The 25,974-nt window shown below is 51.8% G+C and carries 20 protein-coding genes, 1 pseudogene and 1 CRISPR repeat array; of the genes and pseudogenes, 6 read left to right on the top strand and 15 right to left on the bottom strand.

Annotation, left to right across the window (positions count from 1 at the left end; translation table 11 throughout):
- Positions 1 to 1,008: 1,008 nt before the first annotated feature.
- The 6 genes from EP25_RS0109365 to EP25_RS0109390 all read left to right on the top strand — a co-directional run bounded on the left by EP25_RS0109365 (position 1,009) and on the right by EP25_RS0109390 (position 8,120).
- The gene (locus EP25_RS0109365; protein WP_031433622.1) at positions 1,009 to 2,193 is read left to right on the top strand and encodes a porin; all 1,185 of its coding nucleotides are present in this window, start codon (positions 1,009 to 1,011) and stop codon (positions 2,191 to 2,193) included.
- Between the two features lie 182 nt (positions 2,194 to 2,375).
- Positions 2,376 to 3,785 (top strand): glutamate--ammonia ligase, encoded by a 1,410-nt coding sequence (gene glnA / locus EP25_RS0109370; protein ID WP_031433623.1) that lies wholly within the window; start codon positions 2,376 to 2,378, stop codon positions 3,783 to 3,785.
- Between the two features lie 197 nt (positions 3,786 to 3,982).
- Positions 3,983 to 5,071: a nitrogen regulation protein NR(II) gene (gene glnL / locus EP25_RS0109375; protein WP_031433624.1), complete on the top strand. Its 1,089-nt coding sequence runs from the start codon at positions 3,983 to 3,985 to the stop codon at positions 5,069 to 5,071.
- On the top strand, positions 5,058 to 6,476 hold the full coding sequence (gene ntrC, locus EP25_RS0109380; RefSeq protein ID WP_031433625.1) for a nitrogen regulation protein NR(I): 1,419 nt from the start codon (positions 5,058 to 5,060) through the stop codon (positions 6,474 to 6,476). Before glnL ends, ntrC begins: the two co-directional genes overlap by 14 nt.
- 168 nt (positions 6,477 to 6,644) lie before the next feature.
- Positions 6,645 to 7,232 (top strand): hypothetical protein, encoded by a 588-nt coding sequence (locus EP25_RS0109385; RefSeq protein WP_051906509.1) that lies wholly within the window; start codon positions 6,645 to 6,647, stop codon positions 7,230 to 7,232.
- 378 nt (positions 7,233 to 7,610) lie between these two features.
- Positions 7,611 to 8,120 carry a DUF2380 domain-containing protein gene (locus EP25_RS0109390; RefSeq protein ID WP_031433627.1) on the top strand — a complete coding sequence of 170 codons (510 nt, stop codon included), beginning with the start codon at positions 7,611 to 7,613 and terminating at the stop codon, positions 8,118 to 8,120.
- 216 nt (positions 8,121 to 8,336) lie between these two features.
- Here EP25_RS0109390 and cas2 (EP25_RS0109395) read toward each other — a convergent pair whose 3' ends face one another.
- From cas2 (EP25_RS0109395) to cmr6, 15 genes and pseudogenes are all read right to left on the bottom strand, one after another.
- Complete coding sequence (gene cas2, locus EP25_RS0109395) at positions 8,337 to 8,651, bottom strand: CRISPR-associated endonuclease Cas2 (RefSeq protein WP_031433628.1); 315 nt, start codon at positions 8,649 to 8,651, stop codon at positions 8,337 to 8,339.
- A complete protein-coding gene (locus EP25_RS0109400; protein WP_036300405.1) occupies positions 8,651 to 9,400 on the bottom strand; it encodes a CRISPR-associated endonuclease Cas1 in 750 nt (249 codons plus the stop codon). Before EP25_RS0109400 ends, cas2 (EP25_RS0109395) begins: the two co-directional genes overlap by 1 nt.
- Positions 9,397 to 10,356, bottom strand: a complete 960-nt coding sequence (gene cas1 / locus EP25_RS0109405) for a CRISPR-associated endonuclease Cas1 (RefSeq protein WP_031433630.1) — start codon at positions 10,354 to 10,356, stop codon at positions 9,397 to 9,399. The genes EP25_RS0109400 and cas1 overlap by 4 nt, the downstream gene beginning before the upstream one ends.
- 6 nt (positions 10,357 to 10,362) lie before the next feature.
- Positions 10,363 to 10,647, bottom strand: coding sequence for a CRISPR-associated endonuclease Cas2 (cas2, locus tag EP25_RS0109410; protein ID WP_031433631.1), 285 nt, complete (start codon positions 10,645 to 10,647; stop codon positions 10,363 to 10,365).
- Positions 10,648 to 11,563: 916 nt separating this feature from the next.
- Entirely contained in the window at positions 11,564 to 11,839 is a 276-nt protein-coding gene (locus EP25_RS0109415) for a type II toxin-antitoxin system RelE/ParE family toxin (protein WP_031433632.1), read from the bottom strand.
- Positions 11,839 to 12,108: a CopG family ribbon-helix-helix protein gene (locus EP25_RS0109420; RefSeq protein ID WP_031433633.1), complete on the bottom strand. Its 270-nt coding sequence runs from the start codon at positions 12,106 to 12,108 to the stop codon at positions 11,839 to 11,841. Before EP25_RS0109420 ends, EP25_RS0109415 begins: the two co-directional genes overlap by 1 nt.
- A 958-nt stretch (positions 12,109 to 13,066) precedes the next feature.
- Entirely contained in the window at positions 13,067 to 14,218 is a 1,152-nt protein-coding gene (locus EP25_RS0109425) for a Card1-like endonuclease domain-containing protein (RefSeq protein WP_031433634.1), read from the bottom strand.
- Positions 14,219 to 14,398: 180 nt separating this feature from the next.
- Positions 14,399 to 16,498, bottom strand: coding sequence for a CRISPR-associated ring nuclease (locus tag EP25_RS0109430; RefSeq protein ID WP_031433635.1), 2,100 nt, complete (start codon positions 16,496 to 16,498; stop codon positions 14,399 to 14,401).
- Positions 16,499 to 16,682: 184 nt separating this feature from the next.
- The gene (locus tag EP25_RS0109435; RefSeq protein ID WP_036300408.1) at positions 16,683 to 17,453 is read right to left on the bottom strand and encodes a hypothetical protein; all 771 of its coding nucleotides are present in this window, start codon (positions 17,451 to 17,453) and stop codon (positions 16,683 to 16,685) included.
- A 592-nt stretch (positions 17,454 to 18,045) separates the two neighbouring features.
- Positions 18,046 to 18,354, bottom strand: a complete 309-nt coding sequence (locus EP25_RS0109440) for a type II toxin-antitoxin system RelE/ParE family toxin (RefSeq protein ID WP_031433637.1) — start codon at positions 18,352 to 18,354, stop codon at positions 18,046 to 18,048.
- A gap of 4 nt (positions 18,355 to 18,358) precedes the next feature.
- Positions 18,359 to 18,610, bottom strand: a complete 252-nt coding sequence (locus EP25_RS0109445) for a DUF1778 domain-containing protein (RefSeq protein WP_031433638.1) — start codon at positions 18,608 to 18,610, stop codon at positions 18,359 to 18,361.
- A 940-nt stretch (positions 18,611 to 19,550) separates the two neighbouring features.
- Positions 19,551 to 22,779: a CRISPR direct-repeat array (repeat unit 37 nt; unit sequence GTCTTAATCCCTTCTTAATAAGGTCTGTTATTCAAAT).
- 206 nt (positions 22,780 to 22,985) lie between these two features.
- Positions 22,986 to 23,417: pseudogene (gene tnpA / locus EP25_RS0109455) on the bottom strand (IS200/IS605 family transposase).
- An 88-nt stretch (positions 23,418 to 23,505) separates the two neighbouring features.
- The gene (locus tag EP25_RS0109460; RefSeq protein ID WP_031433639.1) at positions 23,506 to 24,114 is read right to left on the bottom strand and encodes a PDDEXK family nuclease; all 609 of its coding nucleotides are present in this window, start codon (positions 24,112 to 24,114) and stop codon (positions 23,506 to 23,508) included.
- 189 nt (positions 24,115 to 24,303) lie between these two features.
- Positions 24,304 to 24,600, bottom strand: coding sequence for a CRISPR-associated protein Csx16 (gene csx16, locus EP25_RS0109465; RefSeq protein WP_031433640.1), 297 nt, complete (start codon positions 24,598 to 24,600; stop codon positions 24,304 to 24,306).
- 7 nt (positions 24,601 to 24,607) lie between these two features.
- Positions 24,608 to 25,966, bottom strand: a complete 1,359-nt coding sequence (gene cmr6, locus EP25_RS0109470) for a type III-B CRISPR module RAMP protein Cmr6 (protein WP_031433641.1) — start codon at positions 25,964 to 25,966, stop codon at positions 24,608 to 24,610.
- Positions 25,967 to 25,974: the final 8 nt, after the last annotated feature.

Raw genomic sequence — 25,974 nt, forward strand, 5'->3', positions numbered from 1 at the left:
AGGATGCATGCCAAGCTTATAATCACTTGTTTTTTAAGGGTGATAACCTATATTCGTTATCGATGTACGATCATGCTGCACTAAGGTGGTGCAATATCAAAAGACCCGCACCATGTTGCCTCGCACCCTATTAAACAAATGAATGAAATCGCCTCTCGATCTGCCGGGATAGCACTGGCAACGAAATGCGGATTTAATTTTTATCAGGAGAGCAGACGAAAAAAAGGTATAGCCTTTTGTCGGAGAGCGCCGCGATGACAGATAAAAAAGCAATACGCGGATACATTGTTTGCGGGACGGAATAGGAAGACGTAAGCAGTATAAATACTGGTAAATTTTGCAACCTTCTGTACTCCCTCCTCCATGTCTGCTGCGATGCGAAGAGAGCGTTACAGACCTATGACACCTTTAAATGCATCACCGTTTTTCGATAAACGAGCAACTGCCTCTAGATTACGTACACCTCCCTCAGCCCCCCCAACGACGGACGCATGCATTTACGCTTAGAAGATGTGTTCACGAGGGTTTGGTAAGAATTCCCGGATCACCCAATGTCATCGTAACCATGCTCCTGCCTGGATACGCATTTGGGTGCATGGAAGCCAGAAATAGCATCGACTCAACCGTAGAACACGAAAAGGATCATATATGTCAATCTTTTTTGCGCAGGCGATTAGAACAACATTGATTTCGTATTGCAGAAAGCCTGTTCACAGATAACCATTAATTTAACGGAGGGAATTCCACCACTTTCCGGCTTAACGACAGCGCAAACACGTCCTTCCCGCAAAACTGCATTCATAAACGCCTCATTACGGTGCAAAAACATAACTTGGCACTTTATCACCCACATAGCGCACCAAGATAGTGCACCCATGCACCAGCGTCTCGCAAACACAACAAAAGTTGCAAAATGGAAACAAGTAAAAGCCTATTATTTTCAATCGCTTATATAGTGGCACGCATATTGCTTTTGCTAAAAGCGAACTATAATTGCGGAGATATTTAATGAGAAAAAAACTTATCGCTACTCCCTTGGTCGGCAGCGCGTTACTATCAGCCAGCGTTAACCTGCACGCCGAAGGACTTGTGGAATCGTTGACTGGGACCAACGTTAATGAAACACAAGCGTTAAAAAACTTAGGCATTGAAGTTGGCGGTTGGGCCGATGCCGGTATCACCTATGCCTCCCACAGCAACGACAGCGGCAACAACGGCGCCATTCCTTTCGGCACCGACCGGGTCAACGAATTTCAATTGAACCAGGCGTATTTATACTTGGAAAAAGCCGTGAACACCTCAGGAAACGATTGGGATTTCGGCGGCCGGGTCGACTTTCTGTTCGGTACCGATGCCAATTCAACCCAAGCCGGCGGCTGGGATGACGAAATTCTAGGTTCTGAGAATAACAAGTATTTCAATCAATACGATATTGCCTTCCCGCAAGCTTACGCGGAAATCTTCGCCCCCATCGGCAACGGCTTGACGATCAAGGCCGGGCACTTCTACACCATCATCGGCTACGAAGTTGTCACCTCGCCGGACAACTTCTTTTATTCGCACGCCTTCACCATGAACTATGGCGAACCGTTCACCCATACCGGCGCATTGGCAACCTACCAGATCAACGACAACTGGTCGATCACCGGCGGCGCCGTGGACGGTTGGGATAACTTCCGCCACAACGGCGGCGACTGGAGCTTCCTGGGTGGCGTTAACTGGACCAGCGACAACGAAAAATCCTGGTTAGCTTTATCCGTCATCAGCGGTGAAAACGGCGACGACTCGGTCGGTCAAAACACCACCATGTACAGCGTCGTGTTCGGCCACGATTTTACCGACAACCTGCATTACATTTTTCAACACGATTTCGGCGTCGTAGAAGACGGCAACGGGCCTGGCGATGACGCGGATTGGTACGGCATCAACCAATACCTGACCTACGACATCAACGAGCAATTGTCGGCCGGTTTGCGCGCCGAATGGTTTAGTGATAGAGGAGGCCGTATCAATGATTTCGGCACCAGCTACTACGCTGCAACCGCCGGTCTCAACTATTCTCCACTGTCCTGGTTGAAATTCCGTCCGGAAGTCCGCTATGACTGGGCCGACACCAATGGCGCCGGCACCGTGTACGGCGGTAATAAAAACGAGCAAGTCCAGGTCGCCATGGACATGATTATCACGTTCTAAGCGACCCGCTTTTACAGTTGGCAATAGCCAACATTGAATGTTTGATGCACGGCTTCCGGTTATTTCCCCTCGAATGACCGGAAGCTTGTGTTTTTATAGCGATTTATATTAATTGGTGTTATCGTTATACGCGCTTAATATTCGATGAACCATAACAATAATTTTTTAGGAGACCTCGACTAATGTCCGTAGACAACGTTCTAAAAATGATCCAAGAAAACGATGTCAAATTTGTTGATTTTCGTTTTTGCGATACCCGCGGTAAAGAGCAACACGTCACCTACCCCGCTCACACTATCGACGAAGACACTTTCGAAGAAGGCAAAATGTTCGACGGTTCGTCAGTTGCCGGCTGGAAAGGCATCAACGAATCGGACATGATTTTGATGCCGGACCCATCCAGCGCGAAAATCGACCCATTCTTCGATGACAACACTCTGATTTTGCGTTGCGATATCATCGAACCGAAAGACATGCAAGGCTACGAGCGCGATCCTCGTTCCATCGCCAAACGCGCCGAAGCCTACATGCAATCGACCGGTATCGCCGACATTGCCCTGTTCGGGCCGGAAAACGAATTCTTCGTTTTCGACGATGTACGCTGGACCACCCAAATGGGTAAATGCTCCTACCAAGTCGATTCCGAGGAAGCCGGCTGGAACTCGGAAAAAGTTTACGAAGACGGCAACATCGGTCACCGTCCCAGCGTGAAAGGAGGCTACTTCCCAGTGCCGCCGGTCGATTCCCTGCAAGACATGCGTTCCGCGATGTGCCTGGTACTGGAAGAAATGGGACAAACCACCGAAGTACACCACCACGAAGTGGCAACCGCAGGCCAATGCGAAATCGGCTCTAGATTCAACACCCTGGTCAACAAAGCCGACGAAGTGTTGGAACTGAAATATGTCGTTTCCAACATCGCCCACGCTTACGGCAAAACCGCGACCTTCATGCCTAAACCATTGGTCGGCGACAACGGCAACGGCATGCACGTCCACCAATCTTTGGCCAAAGACGGCGTCAACCTGTTCTCCGGCGACCTCTATGGCGGCCTGTCCGAAACCGCGCTGTACTACATCGGCGGCATCATCAAGCACGCCCGCGCCATCAACGCCTTCGCCAACGCGTCTACCAACAGCTACAAACGCTTGGTTCCAGGCTTCGAAGCGCCAGTCATGCTGGCCTACTCGGCGCGCAACCGTTCCGCTTCCATCCGCGTTCCTTTCGTCAACAACCCGAAAGCGCGTCGTATCGAGGTGCGTTTCCCCGATTCCACGGCGAACCCCTACCTGGCGTTCTCAGCCATGCTGATGGCCGGCCTGGACGGCATTCAAAACAAAATCCATCCGGGCGATGCGATGGATAAGGATTTGTACGATCTGCCGCCGGAAGAAGAGAAAAACATTCCGCAAGTTTGCCATGCTTTCGACCAAGCGCTGAAAGCCCTGGATGAAGACCGCGAATTCCTGACCCGCGGCGGCGTATTCACCGACGACGCGATCGACGGTTACATCGCCCTGAAAATGGAAGAAGTGCAACGCCTGCGCATGAGCACACATCCTGTAGAATTCGATATGTACTACAGCTTGTAAGCTAACCGGTCGTTTTCGGCCGCATGTAACATGCAAAAACGCCCCATTTTGGGGCGTTTTTCGTTTGCAGCGCTACCCTAGTGCAGCCGAAATACATTAATATCGTTCCAGCGCCAGAAATATTCTGAAAAAATAACCGTTTTTAAGCCGTAAATACACCAAAAATCAATTGGTACATAACTTGCTGGAAGGCATACATGGCACATCCCACAACTGACATCGAACACAAAAAAATTCTGGATAACCTGAACGAGGCGATCCTATTGTTCAACAACGAATTGATACTGACCTATATCAATTCGGCGGGAGAAATCTTGTTTGCCGACAGCGCCAAGCATTTAAAAGGTTACTCCGCCAAGAAATTGTTTCGGTCATCCAATTCCAGTCTGTTCAACAATATCAGACATTGTCTTAATTTACAGGAACCGCTTGTCGACAGAGAACTGCCGCTAAACCGAATCAATCAAACCCTGACCGTGAACTTTAGTGCCACTCCGATAATCGAACAGGGAGACCTGAACGGCATCGTCGTCGAATTACAACAGGTTGACCGGCACCTGCGTATTACCAAGGAAGAACAATTGCTGGCGCAACAAAACACCAGCCGTATGCTGGTGCGGGGATTGGCGCATGAGATCAAGAATCCGTTAGGCGGCCTGCGCGGCGCCGCGCAATTGCTGGATCAGGAACTGGACGATCCCGAACTGAAGGAATACACGCAAATCATCATTGCCGAATCGGACCGCCTGCAAGGCCTGATGGATAAAATGCTGGGACCGAACAATCCGGCCCACAAAAGCTGGCTCAACATCCACGAAGCCCTGGAACGGGTCAGGCAGCTGGTCAGCGCGGAAAACATCAAAAACATCAAGATTATCGTCGACTACGACCCGAGCATTCCGGAGATATTCGCCGACAAAAACCAATTGATCCAAGCCATCTTGAACATCGTCAGAAACGCGGTACAAGCCATACAAGGCATTCAGGGCCAAGGGCAAATCACCTTGAAAACCCGCATTCAACGGCACATGACGATCGGCCGCAAACTTTACAAATTATCCGCCAAAATCGATATTATCGATAACGGCCCCGGTATCAAGCCGGAATTAATGGGAGAAATATTCTATCCGATGATTACCAGTCGAGCCGAAGGCACCGGACTCGGATTGTCCATTGCGCAATCGCTGATCAACCAGCACAACGGTTTGATCGAATGCAACAGCGAACCCGGGCACACTGTTTTCTCAATTTATCTACCGCTGGAGAATGATCATGCAAATACCTGACAAGGTCTGGATCGTCGATGACGACAAGTCGATTCGTTGGGTGCTGGAAAAAGCTCTGCAAAAAGCGGCCATCGAAACCCAAAGTTTTGCCAATGCCTCCAACCTGCTCGCCGAGCTGGAAAAGGGGTTGCCGGACGTCCTGATCACCGATATACGCATGCCGGGCATGGACGGTCTTGAACTCTTGCAGAACATCCAAAACCGCTACCCGAGTTTGCCGGTCATCGTCATGACCGCCCATTCCGACTTGGATAGCGCGGTATCGGCTTTTCATGGCGGCGCCTTCGAATATTTGCCCAAACCGTTCGATATCAACGAAGTCGTCGAAATCGTGCAACGGGCCTGCGCCCACAGCAAACAAACCAATGACGCGGCGCAGCAATCCGCCGACCACATCGAGGAAACGCCGGAAATCATCGGTGAATCGCCCGCCATGCAGGAAGTATTCCGCGCCATCGGGCGTCTGGCCCGCTCCCACATCACCGTGCTGATCAATGGCGAGTCGGGCACCGGCAAGGAACTGGTGGCGAAAGCCCTGCATCGGCATAGTCCGCGTGCCGACCAACCCTTCATCGCCCTCAACATGGCGGCCATCCCCAAGGATTTGATGGAATCGGAACTGTTCGGCCATGAAAAAGGCGCCTTTACCGGCGCCCAAGCCCGGCGGGCCGGCCGCTTCCTGCAAGCCAACAACGGTACTTTGTTCCTGGATGAAATCGGCGATATGCCGGCCGAGCTGCAAACCCGCCTTTTAAGGGTTCTGGCCGACAACGAATTTTATCCGGTCGGCGGCCATTCCTCGATCAAGGTCGACGTGCGCATCATCGCCGCCACCCATCAGGACTTGGAAGAATTGGTGGCGCAAGGCCGTTTCCGCGAGGATTTGTTCCACCGCCTCAACGTCATACGCATCCATATTCCACCGTTGCGGGAGCGTCGGGAAGACATCGGTTTGCTGATGCGCCATTTCCTCAAGCAAAGCGCCAAGGAACTCAATACCGAGATCAAGACGCTGAGGCCAGAGACGGAAGCGTTTCTAAGCTCGCTGGACTGGCCCGGCAATGTCCGCCAACTGGAAAACACCTGCCGCTGGCTGACCGTCATGGCCTCCGGTCGCGAAATCCACATGGAGGATTTGCCGGTGGAACTGACCACGCCCAAGCAAAAAACGCAATCCGCCGGCAAACACGAAAACTGGGAATCCGCTTACGAACACTGGGTCAACCAACAGCTCTTGTCCGGGCAACACGATATCGCCAAATCCTCGATTCCGGTGGTCGAATCCATTCTTATCAGCTCGGCCCTGAAATTCACCCATGGCAAGCGCCACGAGGCGGCCACCTTATTGGGCTATGGCCGTAATACTCTGACCCGTAAGATCAAGGAACTGAACATCCAGGAGTGACATACTAGTTTCGCTACGATACCTATTTGACTATCTCCCGAGTAACCGATAACCTTAATCCTGTTTGAGCCGACGCGGCAAGAACGCGGCGCCTTGAAGCGGCGCAAGACAATAGTCCGCTCCCTTTCTGCCAACACCCGATAGCTATAATCAAAAAGAGGTTAAGCAATGAACAAACAATATCATCGATTACCCGCCTGCCTTGCGGCTTTTCCCCGCACTCTGATTGCTCTGTTGTTGCTGACTGCGGCAACAAGCGCCCTCGCCCACCGCGGCCCGGCGGATGAAGTCGACACCTGCCGCATTCGCGTCGGACCCGAGGTCATCCACTTTACCGCCTATACACCGACCTTCAGCCAGGGAACCGGTTATTGCCAGGCGATTCCGTTTGTCGGCCCCACCAATCTGGTTTTCGATTACGAAGGTCATAAACTGCGCGATGTCACCGTTGAGTTCGAGATTACCAAAGAGCCAGAGGGCACGCAAATTTTCCATCAGGGACCGAAAAAAATAAAAACCGGCACCGTCAACGCCACGGTCGATTTTAGCCAACACGGCGCCGGCGACTATCTGGTCCATGTCACGATCATGCATGAAGGCGAAAAACAGGACACCCACCTGCCCTTCTCCGTCGGCGTGGAACCCGAATCCTCCAACACCGGCGTGCTGAAAATCGTCATCCCGATCGTCTTCATCGCCATCATGCTGTTTTTCATGTTGCGGCGCTCGAAAGACGAACCCGAAGCCAGCGATTAAGAGCTATCGACTCTTTTACGAAACAAGAAAAAACTTGCATTCCCAAGTTTCCACGCTCATCGTTAAACTTAAGTCTCGTCATACCCGCCGGGAGCGGGTATCCAGAGTCAAGGATGACAAGCCGAATACATCCATGTAGTCTGGATTCCGGCACAAATCTTTAGGGAACAGATTTGCATTAACCCGAAGGGCGTTGGGCAGGATAGCCCAGCGTGAATCCCTGCCGGAATGACACGGTTAACATAAAGATGTGTATAAGGATGAGCGCTTCACGTGGGAACACATCTTGAGCCACGCTGCGGTTCCGACTTTGAAAAAACGCGGTATCTATTACTGCCAGACTCGACAAACCCACTTTTCTCGACGGCTTAAAACCTGATGACACAAAAATCTTCCTGGCTATTACTGTTATTGCTTTGTTTCAGTTCGCTGCTCCAAGCCGAAACGCGTATCGCCGTCCTCGACTTTGAGCTAAAAGACCTGACGCTGATGCCCAGTACCGCCGCCGAGCGCAAACGCACCGGCAGTCTCAAACCGCTATTGCAACAAGAGCTGGCCAACGCCGGTTATGCCATCGTCGATATCGACCCCAAAGAACAACGGCGAGCCGACAGCGGTTTCGGCTATCTGTTCGAACACCACGATGTCGCCGCGCAGTTAGGTGAACGCCACGAAGCCGATTATGTGGTGGTCGGCAGGCTGCATAAACCCAGTTTTCTGTTCGCCTACCTGATGGTCCATCTGGTGCGCGTCAAAGACGGCCAACTAATCGGCAACTTCATCACCGAAAGCAAGGGCGGCGAACCAAAACTGACCCGTAAGGCGGTCGAGTCTCTGGCCGCGGACATAACCGCCATGCTGGAAAAACATGATCGAACGCCACGTTAGCGCCTCGGCATGCCGCGCGTCGAAGTCGTTCCCGCGCAACGTATGGAAACGAGCAAACCATGCGTTTCTTTACCCCTCGTTCCCACGGGCCCCGTACCCATGGGCATAAATGGGAATGCATATCGCACCGCTCCTGCGGTGCGGAACGCAACGCGTTCCTTACTGTAATGCCCTCGGATGCGCCGGCGCATGGAAACAAGCAAACCATACGCCCCTTTATCCATTGATCACCAACCGATTGACGCCCTTGCTGAACAGCAGAATGTCATCCGGAAAATATTGCCGGCCCAAGGTCCGGCACTCGATCTTGCCCGGCAGGCCGTAACAGCGCAGATCGTCCTCCCTGTCATCGATAATTTGCTCTATCCTGTCCAGCAAGCCGTCGAGCCGGGACTTGGTCGACACCACCGAAAAAACCGAATATTGAACCGGCAACCCCTCTTTTTTCAACAAACGGTGCACTTTCTGCAACCGTTTGGGATCGGCGATATCATAGCTCAGCAAATACTGCCTGACTTGGTTCGCCGTCATTAGGGCGCCTCGCTCAAACACCGATGCAAACGGTTCAACAATCCCCGCAACAACTGCTCGACCCGCCGTCCGCGCTTGTCCACCAGCCCTGCTAAATACCGCTTATCCGGTCCCTCGGCAAAAGATGTATGGCGCGAAACCAACACCGGATAAAAATCCCATAGCAGCAACCCGGCCAAATCGTCCGCCAATCGCACGCCGGCAGAATCGATGCCTGTATCTCCGCCATCCAGGCCGAAATCGCCCAGATACTGGATCGCAAAACTCAGCAAATAGCCTCGCAATATATCCCCCGCCAACCACCAATCATCCGGCAGTTCGCGTTGCAACCAATGGCGCAGACTGTCGGCGTCCGCCGTTTGCCAATCCGCGAAACGCAAGCGCCTGGCGGCACTCCTGACCGCCATGCGCCTCATGGCGGCGAACCAGTCTTGATAATGTAGCGAAGCATCCGGACCGCGCAGCAACTCGGTGAATTGCTGCAACAACCGAGGCCTTTCGGCCAGGCTCCCCAGCCAGCGGCCGCGCAACTCCCCACTGGCACTCATGAAGACAACCGCGATGCCGGCATCCGCGCAGGCGAACAAAGCCGCCATATTCCACTCGACTTCGCCGCACACCACGACCCTCGACACGCGAACCAGCGGAAACAGCAAACGGCTTTTGTCCGGCTCGGTCACGACCAGCGCCGGCTCGTCGTATTCCACGGTCATGCCTGTCCTGCCCTGCAGATACAAAGCCCGCCTCATGGCAACACACCGTTTTCGCTCTGCAAATACCAGCGCGCCAATTTATGGGCCTGCAAGCGCAACAGGCGCCTGACCGGTTGCGCGAACGTTTCGTAGTGGGCGTAAAAACATTTGCGCCCGGCCTTGTTCATCAGACAGCCATTGCCGTCGCTGGAAAAATGTTCCGTTCTAAGCCGGCGATCGCGGAACAAGGACCAGACCAAACCGTCCAGGCGCGGGCGCAACGGCTCGATCAAATCGCAGGCCAGCGATTCCCGGCCGAACGCCGGCTCGTGGTAAAAGCCGATCATCGGTTCCAAGCCCACCATGTGGCAAACCGCAACCGCCTCGAAATGCAATAAGGTGTAGCCCAACGACAGGCAGGCATTGACCGGATCGGTGGGCGGCCTTTTCCTACGCTGCTCGAAGCCCAGCGCCGGCGCGAACAGTTGTTTGAACGCGGCAAAATAAGACGCCGCCGCGCCGCCCTCGAAACCCCGCAACTGCCCCAGCGAAACCGTTTGCGACTGCCCAAGCGTGGCGCCGATATCGCGCAGCGACCCGAGCGAACCGGCCAGCGCCTTCCTTAAATCGGGCCTTTTCAACGCGGCCAATTCCAGCAACTGCCGTTGTTTTTCCAGCTTGCCCCGCACCAGAAGGCGGGCCAGCTCGACTTGCCTGTCCTTCTCGAAAAACACCCGGTACTGCGCCAAACGCCGTCTGGCATCGTTATGGCTGTGGGAAAACGCCTTCGCCCTAAGCCGACTGCCGCGCCCCGACAAAAACAACACATCCACGCGATGCTCGGCAAACGCCCCCAACAGCCTGCTTTCCAGCTCGACATTGCCTCGTACCACGACTCTTTCCAGCATCCGCAACGGCACCGTGCCCCGCTTGCCGCCGTCCTCGTACAACGCCAGCGCCTGCCCGTCCAGTTTCAGTGCCAGATTCTTCCGGTCCAAATACAACGTACTCATCCAACATTACCCCACGTAATAAAAACTGCCATCCTGAGGCGGAACCGCCTTACCCAGAGTAATCACGAGCCCTCGGCCGTCGAGCCGGAGCAGGAAAAAACTGTCTTTCTCGCAATCGATCACGCTTTCGATTTCGGCCAGCAACTCGCGCCGCTCGGCGCCGGTCAGGAAACATTCGAAAACCGATTTCTGTCCGCCCGAGGCGTAGCCGCGCACCACCTTCAAGGCCTTGCGCAAACGCTTGCTGTCGCGGATATCGTAAGCAGCGATAAATAATGTGCGATTACTCATGCCGCCATGTTACGGCGCACATAACCGAAGTTTAGAGTTGGCAAGCTTGTCGCGCCGCGGAAGCGGCCAAGTTACCCTCTTTCCCGCAGCCCTCTTAGGAATGCATGCCGCAACGCGTTCCAGCCAAGTAGGTCGGGCAACCGCTTTTCGTTGCCCGACGTATTCGCGACAATAATTGCGGCATGATCGGAAGTTCCGAGACCATCGCCCGATTTAAATATCGTGATTCCACCTCTTTCCCACGGGCTCCGTGGGAATGCATGCCGCACCGCTCCTGCGGTGCGGAACGCGCCGCGTTCCCGACTGCGTTCCCTCGCCGGCGCGGGGGAACGAGAAATTGACCGATCAACCGTCTTAATCCCTTCTTGAAGGCCTGGTATTCAAGCTAAGTAGGTCGGGCAACCGCTTTTCGTTGCCCGACGTATTCGCGACAATAATTGCGGCATGATCGGAAGTTCCGAGACCATCGCCCGATTTAAATATCGTGATTCCACCTCGTTCCCACGGGCTCCGTGGGAATGCATGCCGCACCGCTCCTGCGGTGCGGAACGCGCCGCGTTCCCGACTGCGTTCCCTCGCCGGCGCGGGGGAACGAGAAAATAAGGTCTGGTATTCAAATCCCCTAGGGGGAACCTAATCAAACTTCTTCCGCCTAGCTATGCGGTCTTAATCCCTTCTTGAAGGTCTGTCATTCAAATGCGCACAGATCACAAGCCAAGAAGCCAAGTAGGTCGGGCAACCGCTTTTCGTTGCCCGACGTAGTCGCGACAATAATTGCGGCATGGTCGGAAGTTCCGAGACCATTGCCCGATTTAAATATCGTGATTCCCTCGCCGGCGCGAGGGAACGAGAAAAACCAAGTCTTAATCCCTTCTTGATGGTCCGTTATTCAAGCTCTATTATTTGAACAATCTCATCAGCGATCCTCTCGGGTATGCCATAAGCGCAACACGTAGATAGCCGATTCCTGAATCTCGTAGCGTATCTCGTAATACCCAACAAGCAACCGTCTGACCTCGCGCGGCTCAAACTCGAAAAGTTGTTCGCCGATACGCGGATTGATTAGCAAGGTTGTCGGAGCATTAGTTAATGTCTGAACAATCCGCGCCGCGGCCGATTTGTTCACAGGCCCCAGAAACTCGTAAAGACGCACTAAGTCGGAAAGCGCTTTACTGGTCCACTTCAGTTCCATCAACGAGGCGGCGGCAAAGTTTTGTCGGTATCCAAACTATCAGCCCAGGCCTGTACTGCCTGATGGTCTATAACATTTCCGGCATCCACGTCGGCAAAGGCTTCGCGTGTCAATCGTTCGCGCTCTTCCTCTTGACTGAGCCAGGCCGATAACGCTTGCTTCACGATCCATCCGCGCGATCGCTCCAATCGCTCCGCCATCTGATCGACTTTTTCGGCCAGTGGAAGCGGCACATGCGCTGTTAACACTTTGTTTTTAGATTGGGCCATATTAAACCTCCAATTGTGGAGTAGTGATTCAGATTTAATCATATTGATTAAAATTAAATAAATCAACCATTAGAAAAAAGCAAGGTTAATCGTAGGTTTTCTCCAAATTCCTACATTAATTCTGCGGCGGGAAGGATTATTCAACCCGCTCCGAACGGTTTGGTTTTAATCGTTCCCACGGTCTCCCCGAAGCCGGACGGAGCTTGCATCTCCGCCCGTAACCTTCGATCGATTGCCCGTCGCAGGAAACGGTGACCGCTCTCGTTCCCGCGCTCCAGCGTGGGAATGCAGTCGGCGCCGCGCCTGCGGCGCGGGACGCAGAGCGTCCCTTGGATGCGTTCCCACGGAGACCGTGGGAACCAGGCATAATTGCGGAATTATCGAAAGCTCCGAAACAATTGCCCGATTCAAATATCGTCATTGTCGGGCATAAAAAGCATGCCCGACCTACAAGATTGTTATTCGAATGAACGGCATTGTCGCCCGCATGAAGCAGCTCGCGGAATGCGTGGCCTCGAAACCACACCATTCCCGGATTCTGCTACACTGCATCCAGGCTACGCTCGTTCCCACGGGCCCCGTGGGAATGCATAGCGCACCGCTCCTGCGGTGTGGAACGCAGCGCGTTCCCGCCCGCGTTCCCTCGCCGGCGCGGGGGGGGGAACGAGAAAAGCCTTAATCCCTTCTTTTTAATCGTTCCCACGGTCTCCCCGAAGCCGGACGGAGCTTGCATCTCCGCCCGTAACCTTCGATCGATTGCCCGTCGCAGGAAACGGTGACCGCTCTCGTTCCCGCGCTCCAGCGTGGAAATGCAGTCGGCGCCGCTCCTGCGGCGCGGGACGCAGAGCGTCCCTTGGATGCGTTCCCACGGAGACCGTGGGAACGAGGCAAAGAGACCTATTCATTAACGTGTGTTAATGGATCTTAATCCCTTCTTAATAAGGCCTGGTATTCAAATTTAACGTCCATTTTCCAGCCATTGGGCGATTTTCTGCTCCAGGAATTTTAAGTCCTGATGGCAGCAATATTCAATGTTCAATTCCCGGGCGCGGTTGCGATTGTGCGGTTTCAACGGGTTGAAGCTGACCAGCATCGCCTTGGCCTGCAGGCCGCCCAGCAAATCCCTCAGGCTATCCAATTTATACAGCACCTCGGCGCCTTCGTCGTGCCTGCGGTCGCCGCCTTTCAAGCGCTTGGTCTTGCATTCCAGCAGATACAGGCGATTGTCCTTCAAAAAAGCCACGTCCATTTCGTTCAACACGCTGTTTTTGCCGTGCCGGCGCGAGACCTCGATGCTGTGGCCGACATCCTGCAACGCCAGCGACTTTTTCACGTTCAAACAACAGGCGTAGGCATACAATTCCAGCCAGCCGCCGTTGGCAATAAAGCGGGCATTATCATCGGCGAATACCAGACATTTGCCATCGCGGCGCAACAAACCGGCTTGCTGGAACAAGTCCAGCAGTTCCCAAAAGGCATGATTGCCGTTGAAATCCGCGTCGACCTCCGGACTGCGCAACTGGGCGTTGCGGGCGAACGCGGCGAAATAATTCAGGCTGCCCAGGGCCGGGGCATAGGCCCCGATATGCTCGATCAGCTCGCTGGTCAAATCGCGCAAGGATGGCGGCACGCCGAACTTGTAGGTTTCGTTGACCTCGTCGGCACCGTAAGCCTGCAAATATTCCTTCAATTTGATGCGGTCGGCCAAATCGACGCTGTCCCGGTCGCCCGGATGCATCCAAATCAGCCGGTCCCGCTCCGGATGGACATAGAAAATAGGTTTGTCGAAGGCGCGGAAAACCTCGTAGGCGGCGATACTCATCGGCTTGGTGCCGCCGGTGGCGTTCAAGGTGATGTCCTCCTGCTCGAATTCGCTTAGCAACTCCACGACCCGGTTGCGGATATGCTCGACATCCCAGGCGTCGTCGATCGGCCAGCGGCCGACCTTGACGCCGCGAGGGCGATAGATTTGCTCCAGGCTGGCGGCGCGCGCCTCCATATCCCGGGACACCAGCATGATGACCCGGTCCGGGCGAAAGCGCTCGTCCAGGATCGGCGTGATATTGGGCACCGCCTGCGCGGAGATGAGTACCAGATGGATGCTGTTCATGTTTCTCTTCCGTAATAATAGCCTTCTCGTTTCTCGTTCCCACGGGCCGCCGTACCCATGGGCATAAATGGGAACGCATTGCGCGTCGCTCTTGCGGCGCCGGTCGCAGAGCGTCCCTGGCCGCATTTCCTTTTATGAAGGTGCGCCGCGCATGGGAACGATGAAATGGAGACAATAAACCTACAACGGATTTTCGGTCAAATCGCGGTAAATATCGGCATCGCAGCGTTTCAACAATGCCTCTTTTTCCTGTTCCGGCAGGAAAGCATGCACGAATCCCTGCTTGATCATCGCCAGGGTGTCCCATAGGCTCAATCGACCCTCGCTCATTCGCGCGGCGAGCAGGTATTCGTTGCTCAGGCTGGTGCGGCTGATGCCGGGATTGTCGGTGCACAGCGTCAACGGCAAACCTTTGTCCCACAGCGACATCAACGGATAATCCGGATAACCCTCGGTAGGCGGATTGCCCGGCACCTTGAAGCCGACCACTTCGACATTGGAGGTCGGGCACAGCTCCAGACAGATATCGCGGTTGCGGAAGCGCTCGGCCAGCCCCGGATTATCGTTCAAACTCAGGCCGGGGCCGATGCGGTCGGCATGCAAATGATACGCGGCCTGCCAGATCGACGAAGCCGACTCGCCTTCGCCGGCGTGTATCGTGATCGGCAGGCAAACTTCGAAGGCCGGCAAAAACCACTTTCCGATATTTTCCGTCAGCGGTATCGCTTCGTCCCCGGCCATGTCCAGGCCGACGACGAAATCCGGCCAGCGTTGTTTCGCGGCCACGGCCAACGCAATCGTTTGTTGCAGGGCCGCCGGATCGCGCCGGTCGGCGATGATGATAAAGCGGAATTCCGGTTTCGTTGGCCCTGGCAAGCTTGCCAGGGCCAGCCTCAGGGCGCGGTAAAAGTCATCGAGAAAGGCCAGCCCATCGCCGTATTTTTGCGGGCTGCCGCGCAGTTCGACATACGCCAGGCCTTCGTCCGCGCACTGCCGCACGATGCCGTCGGCATAGGCGGGAATGGCGGCCCTGGCCGATAGCAGCGTCGAACCGGTCAAATCGCCCGGCTGTTCATAGGCGGAAAATGTCCGCCGGTGTTTAAGGGCCACGCGCGGTTCGGTGACGCCCCACAGATTATGCAGTAATTGCTCGTCGCCGGCCTCGGCCAGCAAGGCCGCCGCCAAATGGGAACGATTCGGGCTTTTTTTGAGCCTGGCCGTCCAATTTTCCGGCCAGGGATTATCGCGTTCGCGCAGCAACGGACCGACCGCCGCCAGGGCCCCGTCCCGTTCCCGCCGCGCCAGGGAGGTCCACAGCGCCCGGCCTACGCGGCGTTGCGCCGACAAATCCAAACAGCCGCCCAAATGGCGGTGCAGATCGGCCTTGGGCAGACGCTCCAGCCAGGCGCGCTGGTTCACGCTCAACGGCGTTTCCCTGAGGTGGTTGATCAGGCGCGGCGACAGGCGATACAAGCCGCGCCAGTTTTCGTGTTTTTCCTGGCGGCTCAATTCTAAAAAGTAATTGCCCAGCAAGCGGCTGCCGGTTTTTTCCCGCCGCTTCAGTTCCCGCTCCAGCCATTGCTCGGGCGCCGGCCAGACGATGGTTCCGCCCGGCTCCGGCAACGGCAGCGGAAACAGCTTGGCCGTCACCGCCGGGCACTCGTCCATGCGGATGTCCAACAAATCGCTGCGCTGGGTTTGCCCGGCGACCAGCGGCATGATCGCGGCGGCATCTTCGGCGTCGAGCGCCCGGGTGAACAGCTCGGGTTCGGCCCGCCTCAGCGACTCCGGCATTTGCGTGAATTCGGCCCCGATCACATGCAACAGGGCCTGGCAGCCGAACACGGTGGCCGCCCATTGCATGTCCGCGCTCATCGTCTTGCGCCCGCCGGCCAGCGACAACGCCACCTGGCCGCCCCGGGCGTGTTCGTGCGCGGCCAGCGTCGCCCTTACGATCAATTCCTGCACATGGCGGCATTCCTCCTGGGTCGCCAATTCGTCCGTGCCCCCTGCCTGCCATATTCGCAGCGTCGGCGCATCCAGCAGTAATGTTATCCAGCGGCGCAGCCGCGCCAGACTTCGTTGCGTCGCCTCGCCTTGCGTCGTGCAGATCCAGATTTCGTCGGCCGTCTGCAGCCGGTACTCGTCCAACAACGCTGCCAACTGCGACCGGTTGGGATGATTGCGGTACAGCGGCAGCCGGTCCGGGCTGATGAAGCCGTAAACTTCCGGCACCACCGCCCAACTGGCGCCGAGGGTACAGAGTAAAATATTAGTCATGTATCGTGTCGTTAAAAAATCGTCTCTAAGCCGCGCGGTATTGGCGGTGCGCTTAATCGTCCCACGTTCCAACGTGGGAACGCATCCAGGGACGCTCCAGCGTTTTGAACCGCAGAGCGGTTCAGTCTTCATTCCCACGCAGAGCGCGGAAACGATAGTTCGGATGCCGGAGGTTAGCCATATCCTAAAAGGCCTGCAATTGTGCCAGCAAGCGCTTTTTTTGGCTATCGATCGCGGCCGGATTGGTCTTGCTCGATAGGGCCTCTCTCGGTTTTTTGTCCAGAAAATAGGCGATTCTTTCCGCATTGGCGCCTGAGGGATGCGGAATGCCTTTCAATATTTGCGCTTCGTCCAAGACGCCACGCCGGGCCAGCCACTCCAGCGCTTCCGTCACTTTCGGGCCCAGCGGCACGAACCAGGCATGCGCCAATTTCCGCACATCCTGGACGAAATAATCCTCGAGGCAATCTCGCAGCAACGGCGTATTCAGCATGGACGGAGATCCGCTATAATTTCTGCCGTCGACGAAGACCGGATTTCTCAACACCGACATAAATTGAGCGTAATGCGACTTCGCCTCGAACAATTCGCTTGATTGGCGTATTCCCAATTTCGCCGGCACGCCGATGTAATCGAGCATCTCGGTCAAGTTTTTGCGCATAGGCCCGCTGAAACTGGCGAAATTTTTCACCGATCGCAATATCTCCGCCGTTTCCATTCCGCGCGCAAGGCCGCTTTTGGCCTTGTTCAACGCATTGACGGCCTGCTGCAACCCCGGCGTAATGCCGACGATGACCAGCCTCGCATCGGCATTGATATATTCAAACGGCGCGTAATAGATGCTGAACCGTTCTTCGCGGGTGAGCAGTAGCGATTCGGGCAATTTGCTGGCAAGCGAAAAACCCGCCGCCGCGTTTATTACTTCTCTAAAATCCTCGAATTGATATTTTTCCATTTAATCCATTCCATCAATAATTAGTTTTTATTTCGATCTTATATAAAGTAGGCAACGTCTACCACATTATCCCGTCTTGATAAGGTCTTAGTCGGACCGCTCCCTCTCGGCAGGTGGGTTAATCAACCCGTCCCGAACGTTTTGGTTTAGCTTGCCACATGATTAAAGAGTTCTGGACAAAGTTACAAACGCCGTCCCGCTCAGACAAACGTTGACCGCTCTCGTTCCCGCGCTCCAGCGCACCCAATGGGCATAAATGGGAATGCAGTCGGCGCCGCTCCTGCGGCGCGGGACGCAGAGCGTCCCTTGGATGCGTTCCTACGGAGACCGTGGGAACGAGGCATGCCTTTTAGAAGACAGAAACGCCTAAAGAACGCGCCGATTGAGGTATTTGGCCAAGGCTTCTTTCGAAGCCTTGGCGACACTGAAGGATATGTTGAGTGTTTCGCCCCCTTCAGGAAGACTATAGCTCATCGAACTGCCTGGATATCATCTGGAGCAATTTCCGTAATCTTTGCTCAATGCACCTGAAAATCGATTTTTCGTATAAATCATATAAACGATTCATACCATATATACACTATTTGCTTTTTTACTCTAAACGATGCTTCAGCCGTTGCACTAAATCCATTTTCTCATGCAGCACCGCTATGATCTGAGGCACTCTGCCTTGAGGGTGAAGATAAAAAATATAATGGTGTTCGCAGCGAGTCACCCAAACTTCGGGAAATCGTTTGGAGAATGTCCGAGAATGCGCTGCCCCCTCCGCAATCGCTTCCATGCGTTTTTCCAAAAGATCCGCATAACGCCAAAGTTGCGTTTCACCCCACTCTTTCAAGGTGTACCGCGCAATAGTCCTGAGGTCTTCTTCAGCCGCTGCAGTCAATTCATACGTCAACATGCGGCTAACGGCTTTCTTGCTGAGTTTCTTCGAAGATTTGCTTAATCGATTTGCTGCTCAATGGCTCTTCTTGCGCCATTTTGATTCGCGGTTCCAAAAAGGCCTCTAACTGGCGTAACGCTTCTTCGTCATTTTCAGCGTTCTCTTCAGAAAAGACCCTCTCCAGAACATAATCCTTGATGCTTTTTCCGGATAAAGCCGCAATCGCCTTGAGTTTTTGGTGTTGTTCCGCTGTAACTTCGATTGATAAGCGCATAAGCCCCCCATTCACTTGCTAACAGATTCCAACATAGCATAGGAACAACATTTTAACAAATGTTCATTTGTTGCTTGTGAGAGGATCTCGGCGGGGCGGCTTATTCAACCTGCTCCGAACGTTTTGGTTTAACGTGACACATGATTGAAAGGTTCTGGACGGCGTTACAACCCTCGTCCCGCTCAGGCAAACGTTGACCGTTCTCGTTCCCGCGCTCCAGCACGGGAATGCGGGGCCTCGAAACCGCGCCATTCCCGGATTCCGCTACACTGCATCCAGGCTACGCTCGTTCCCACGGGCCCCGTGGGAATGCATAGCGCACCGCTCCTGCGGTGCGGAACGCAGCGCGTTCCCGACTGTGCTCCCTCGCCGGCGCGAGGGGAACGAGATAAACCAAGTCTTAATCCCTTCTTTTTAATCGTTCCCTCGGTCTCCCCGAAGCCGGACGGAGTTTACAACTCGGCCCGTAACCTTCGATCGATTGCCCGTCGCAGGAAACGTTGACCGCTCTCATTCCCGCGCTACAGCGTGGGAATGCGGGGCCTCGAAACCGCGCCATTCCCGGATTCCGCTACACTGCATCCAGGCTACGCTCGTTCCCACGGGCCCCGTGGGAATGCATAGCGCACCGCACCTGCGGTGCGGAACGCAGCGCGTTCCCGACTGTGTTCCCTCGCCGGCGCGGGGGAACGAGATAAACCAAGTCTTAATCCCTTCTTTTTAATCGTTCCCTCGGTCTCCCCGAAGCCGGACGGAGTTTACAACTCGGCCCGTAACCTTCGATCGATTGCCCGTCGCAGGAAACGTTGACCGCTCTCGTTCCCGCTCTCCAGCGTGGGAATGCAGTCGGCGCCGCTCCTGCGGCGCGGGACGCAGAGCGTCCCTTGGATACGTTCCCACGAAGACCGTGGGAACGAGGCAATTGGCGCAGCTGGTAAAAGTCTTAATCCCTTCTTAATAAGGTCTGTTATTCAAATTTTACTTATCATGCCTGCTAACCAAAGACAGATGGGTCTTAATCCCTTCTTAATAAGGTCTGTTATTCAAATGGGTTTACTACAGAAAAGGGAACACGGTATTTGGTCTTAATCCCTTCTTAATAAGGTCTGTTATTCAAATGAAACATTAAAACGTGGTCTTAGACCTTACAACAGTCTTAATCCCTTCTTAATAAGGTCTGTTATTCAAATGCATTAAATCAAGCGAGGAAAACGTTAACCGGGAGTCTTAATCCCTTCTTAATAAGGTCTGTTATTCAAATGTGATGGCTAATAAAGAGATTGCAAAAAACGCATTGTCTTAATCCCTTCTTAATAAGGTCTGTTATTCAAATGTTGGGTGAATAGATTTAAAGATCAATCATGGTGGGTCTTAATCCCTTCTTAATAAGGTCTGTTATTCAAATATAAGCCATTTGTTGGGCAAAATTTACACCTGTGTCTTAATCCCTTCTTAATAAGGTCTGTTATTCAAATACACGCAACAAGATGCTATTCGCGAAATTTTAGTCTTAATCCCTTCTTAATAAGGTCTGTTATTCAAATGCGACCGGATAATTCATTTTTTGATCATTTTGTCGTCTTAATCCCTTCTTAATAAGGTCTGTTATTCAAATTTCATCGACCAAAGCGTTTTATCGTCCCTGAGGGGTCTTAATCCCTTCTTAATAAGGTCTGTTATTCAAATCACATACGTTGACCAAATTGGTAGTAAGATTCTGTCTTAATCCCTTCTTAATAAGGTCTGTTATTCAAATACTCGGCTGGACATCAAAAAGAAACGTCATAAGGTCTTAATCCCTTCTTAATAAGGTCTGTTATTCAAATATTGCGATGGTAACATTTTTGTCAGTAAAGCTGGGGTCTTAATCCCTTCTTAATAAGGTCTGTTATTCAAATGCTGCCATTGCCGATGAAGGTATATCCGCTGGTGTCTTAATCCCTTCTTAATAAGGTCTGTTATTCAAATGATTTGGATACTAACTGTCCTTCTTGGATGTTGTCTTAATCCCTTCTTAATAAGGTCTGTTATTCAAATCATCATGTTAGAACAGTTATGCAAAGAGCAAAACGTCTTAATCCCTTCTTAATAAGGTCTGTTATTCAAATTAGATTTGGATACTAACTGTCCTTCTTGTTCTTGTCTTAATCCCTTCTTAATAAGGTCTGTTATTCAAATACCAAAGAAGTGAAGCACTTGTCTTGGTGCCAATCCGTCTTAATCCCTTCTTAATAAGGTCTGTTATTCAAATCCAGACACCACGCTAAGTATCCAAGAATCGATAGGTCTTAATCCCTTCTTAATAAGGTCTGTTATTCAAATAGCGTGCCGCGACTAGTATAACGACGCTGGATGTCTTAATCCCTTCTTAATAAGGTCTGTTATTCAAATTTGCAGCATGGATGGGATGAAACGTCGTTCATTGGTCTTAATCCCTTCTTAATAAGGTCTGTTATTCAAATAAACATTCACAATTAGTACATGGAGTTTGCCATGGTCTTAATCCCTTCTTAATAAGGTCTGTTATTCAAATGAGGCTCAGTTGTAACCTTTACTTACCGTGGTTTGTCTTAATCCCTTCTTAATAAGGTCTGTTATTCAAATGGTAGTTCATACCAAAAAGGCACAAGCGAGGAACTGTCTTAATCCCTTCTTAATAAGGTCTGTTATTCAAATACTAAATGAAGATGATATCTGCATCTGGATCAAGGGTCTTAATCCCTTCTTAATAAGGTCTGTTATTCAAATGGGGTGTGAGATGGCGAAATTATCTTTATTAAAGTATGTCTTAATCCCTTCTTAATAAGGTCTGTTATTCAAATCTTGAGATGAAAGAACTACGTGACGAGCTTAAGAGTCTTAATCCCTTCTTAATAAGGTCTGTTATTCAAATTTAATCGATTTCTTAACTCAATGATTTTAAATGCGTCTTAATCCCTTCTTAATAAGGTCTGTTATTCAAATATTTTTTCCGCCCCATAAACGATTAGCAAGATTCTGTGTCTTAATCCCTTCTTAATAAGGTCTGTTATTCAAATGGCGCAACACATGGAAACAATACCCAAAACGAATGGTCTTAATCCCTTCTTAATAAGGTCTGTTATTCAAATCTTTGCATTGAGCGCACATACGAGTCTAATTTGGGTCTTAATCCCTTCTTAATAAGGTCTGTTATTCAAATATAATTTTCTTGGCGAAATGCAAACAGTCATTACGTCTTAATCCCTTCTTAATAAGGTCTGTTATTCAAATTAAAATTGGCGGCAAAGTTAAAGAATATTTATGTCTTAATCCCTTCTTAATAAGGTCTGTTATTCAAATAAAATTGAGGGAAAAGTTTGACACGATGTGGATGTCTTAATCCCTTCTTAATAAGGTCTGTTATTCAAATTGACATGATCGGTAAAAAAGTCATCATCCGCACGTCTTAATCCCTTCTTAATAAGGTCTGTTATTCAAATGATTCTTTAACTCCCGGTTCATCCTAGCCTTTACGTCTTAATCCCTTCTTAATAAGGTCTGTTATTCAAATATCGATGGTGATATTGGTGGAACCAGTCATCAGGTCTTAATCCCTTCTTAATAAGGTCTGTTATTCAAATGGATAACGGCAGTTATAACGCCAAGCCGGGTTGTTGTCTTAATCCCTTCTTAATAAGGTCTGTTATTCAAATTTAGGAACTATGCAAAAGAAGAAGTATGGAACGTCTTAATCCCTTCTTAATAAGGTCTGTTATTCAAATGCCATATATTTTAGATTGGCTGCGAAAACAAGCGTCTTAATCCCTTCTTAATAAGGTCTGTTATTCAAATGAAACGTCTAACGCCTTTATGTATAGAACGTACATGTCTTAATCCCTTCTTAATAAGGTCTGTTATTCAAATTTAAATACATCAAGAAGTATCGTAACTGTAGGTGGTCTTAATCCCTTCTTAATAAGGTCTGTTATTCAAATTAACGGAGAGATTATACTATGACTACTTTCGACAAGTCTTAATCCCTTCTTAATAAGGTCTGTTATTCAAATTCTCTGACGAATCATCTAAGTTGAAGAATTGGTGTCTTAATCCCTTCTTAATAAGGTCTGTTATTCAAATGGCCGAAAATGATTACTTACATAAAAAATGAATGGTCTTAATCCCTTCTTAATAAGGTCTGTTATTCAAATAGTCCGGCGCTGTTATCCTTTTATTTTCAGTAGGTTACAAAAGGGGTTGACAAGAATTTTCGGTTTTGAAAAGTTAACGATTTTTTTCGGTCCAATCATACCGTTGCTCCTAATGGATTTGCTTAAACTAAACAACCACCCGCTCAAGCGGGTGGGTTCCAATAACGGACTGAAAGTCCGGATACGCGTCGACTAAACGACGCGTCTTAGTCGGGCTCCATCTTGAAATTATCGTTTGGATTAGGTTCAAAGTGATGCTCCAAATATTGCTTTATCATCTCATCAGTCATTTGCCCCACTGTGGCGCAAAAATAACCGCGGGCTCAAAAATGTCGACCCCAATATCGCTTTTTCAAGTGCGGGAACTCTTCGAACAGATAGCTCGAAGTTCGTCCCTTGATTCGCCTCATGATTTCGCTTGGGGCCATAGTCGGCGGCGCACTCACCAAAATGTGCACATGATCTTTGCTCACGACACCTTTGATAATCCGTATCTCAAAGGCTTCGCATGTCTGCCGCACCAAGTCTCTCACTCGTTCGGCTATTTCATCCTTCAGCACTTTATAACGATACTTCGTAACCCAAACAAAATGATACTCAATTTGGTAAACCGTATGGCTGCCGTATCTATAGTCCATCGCCACCTCCTTGGGCAAATTATCGCAGCTAAAGCTGACCGGCTAAAGCCGGTGGTTTAAACCTTATGATGGATAATTAATATGTCGCTCATTGGGTGCGCGATACCGAAGTAATGCTCGCCGAACGCATATCCGGCCGCCCCTGTTCAAAACGAGTGGACACATACAGCGAATCGACGCCGGCTTCTTCAGCTGCCATGAAGGCGCCTAAACTCATCGGCACTTTGCCTCCGGTAATATCGATGGCAAGACGGCCGCTTTCCTCGCCACGCAATAGCTGCAACAATTCCCGTGTGCGTAGATAAACTTCGTTAGGGTCGTCGGCATTTTCAATCATTCGGCGGTGTACTGCAATCCCTTGTTGCTCGGCATAGGCCTGAATGCGCTTGCCGGCCGCCTCGCTGTGGTCGGTGACCAGCAAGCCGATCCTTTTAGGACGCAGTTGCCCGATGACCCAACAAGGCAATTCGTCCCGGCTGACGGTAAAAACCAGCCCCTGCCAATCCTTTCCTTCCGGCTTGCCGCCGATATGCGGAAAACGGTTCCTGCTGAACCAACGGCGGATATTGTCGCGCCGCAACCAGCCGAACACTACGGCGCACAGCGAAAACAGCAACATGACGTTGCCGGCCAGAATGCCGAGTTGGTCGAGATACAGCCAGGTTTGTTCGTTCCAGCCGAATAACTGTTCGTTCATGACTCGTTTCTGTTAATGTTGCCACGCGCCAGCAAGACCAATCGTTACCGCTCCTACGTTCCAACGCACCCGCTAGGCATAAATGGGAGTAGGCGTATACCGCTCTGCGGTAAGGGGCGCGGATCGCCCCCGGATGCATTCCCACACTGGAGCGTGGGAACGATGCGATACAGCCGAACAACTGCCCCGTCATGGCTCAACCTTGTTCGCCTGGTATTCTTCCAGCCGCGCATTGCATTCCTTCATCTGTGCGGCGGACAGTTCCTTTCCTCGCCAAGCGTGCGGTAGATCGAGGACCAGATGCAGATAACGCGCCTGTTTCCGGATCAACTCGGCCACCAGATTGACCGGCAGACTGCCGATCACGACGTCACCGGCTTGAACGTCCGAAATATCCAAATGCGCCAGTTGTATATCGACACAAATACCGTGCTCCCGCGCCCATTGCTGCGCGCCGGGATGGCGGGAGATGAAGTAGGTGGTCATTAGGTTGTCAAAAATCTTTCAACAATCGTATCACTTCGAGTGTGCGTTGGTGCGGTTTGTCTTGTTGCGGTTTTTTCTTTTTGGACGTCTCTTTCCAATCGCCGCATTCCTGCATCATGACCTTGACACGGGTGAGTACGATTTCCTTGTCCTCACTTTGCCAATCGGCATGATTTTTCACCGCATCCAACAGCACCAGATAATCTTTTTTCTGCGGATCGTTATTGCTCTGTATCAGTTCGGCCATTTCCCTTTCTATCGGCGGCAAGTTAGCCAAGCGCTGTTGTTCGGCAAGTTTTTCAGCATTTTCTTTTTGTCGTTGTTCTTGCTTTGCCTTTTCACCGCGCAAGTCCTCCATCGCATTCGGCCTTTCAGTCATTTGTCCGTAACCGACCGCCGTTTTCGCGCCGAAGCCCAACCAATCGAAGGCATAGTGAAACGCCTGTTGTAATAAGGTTTGCCAATGTTGCTGTAAATTTTCCGGCAACCGCGCGGCTTCCGCCGTGCAGTAAAAATCGAAACGACTGCCGGGCGGTATCGTCAGGAAAACATTGGGGTTGGGTTGTTCGGAGTCGTGAGGACCATGTTTGCCCTGAAAATACTCGCCATGATGCGGCGTCAGTATATCCATCGCCAGATTTTTACTTTGCGGATAGACATCCCAAAAGCTCAATGCGCCCTGAAGACTGATGTCCTTGCCAGGCAAATCCTTCAAAAATTGCCGCGGGTCTTCTAGATACTGTTTTTGTTCGTGTTCATTTAACACCGACCGGATAAATATCTTTAAAGCATCCTGGTCATAATCGCCTTGTTCAAGCCATTGCCGATAGGCCTCGCGCCGTTTTTCCGCTTCCTGATCCAGAATATCGATATGATAGACCTTATCCGACAAATAACTGGCGCTGCCTTCGAAGCCGAACAACAGCCAAACCGTTAGCATGTCCCAGCTCTGGGTTTCGCCGTACAAACCCAGCGCCAACTCTTCCGCAGCCATTCGCAACACGCCTTTGACGCTGGAACCGGGAAAGTAAGGCAAGCCGTAAGGATTCAAAAAAGCAAAGCCGTTTTCCAAAGGGTGTTCGTTGCCCAAACCGGTTACGAACGGTGCGATACTGTCGGCGGAGAAATAGGCGATGGCTTGGTGATTTAAGGCGGCGCTGCGCTGCCGTTGAACAAGTGCTTCTTGCATTTTTTGGATGCCCGGCGCAATGGAAAGCGCTTTTTTCAGCGCATCGGTTTTTTGTTGATCGACTTTTTTCCAGTCATTTTGCCACACCGGAAAATACATCCCGAATATATGGCCCGGCGGGATATCCTGATGCTTGAGGTGTTTGTCCATGTAATTTGGTAATGCGGCTTTTGTCATATCGTCGC

Origin of the sequence: Methylomarinum vadi, assembly GCF_000733935.1 — a bacterium.
GTDB classification, from domain to species: Bacteria; Pseudomonadota; Gammaproteobacteria; order Methylococcales; family Methylomonadaceae; genus Methylomarinum; species Methylomarinum vadi.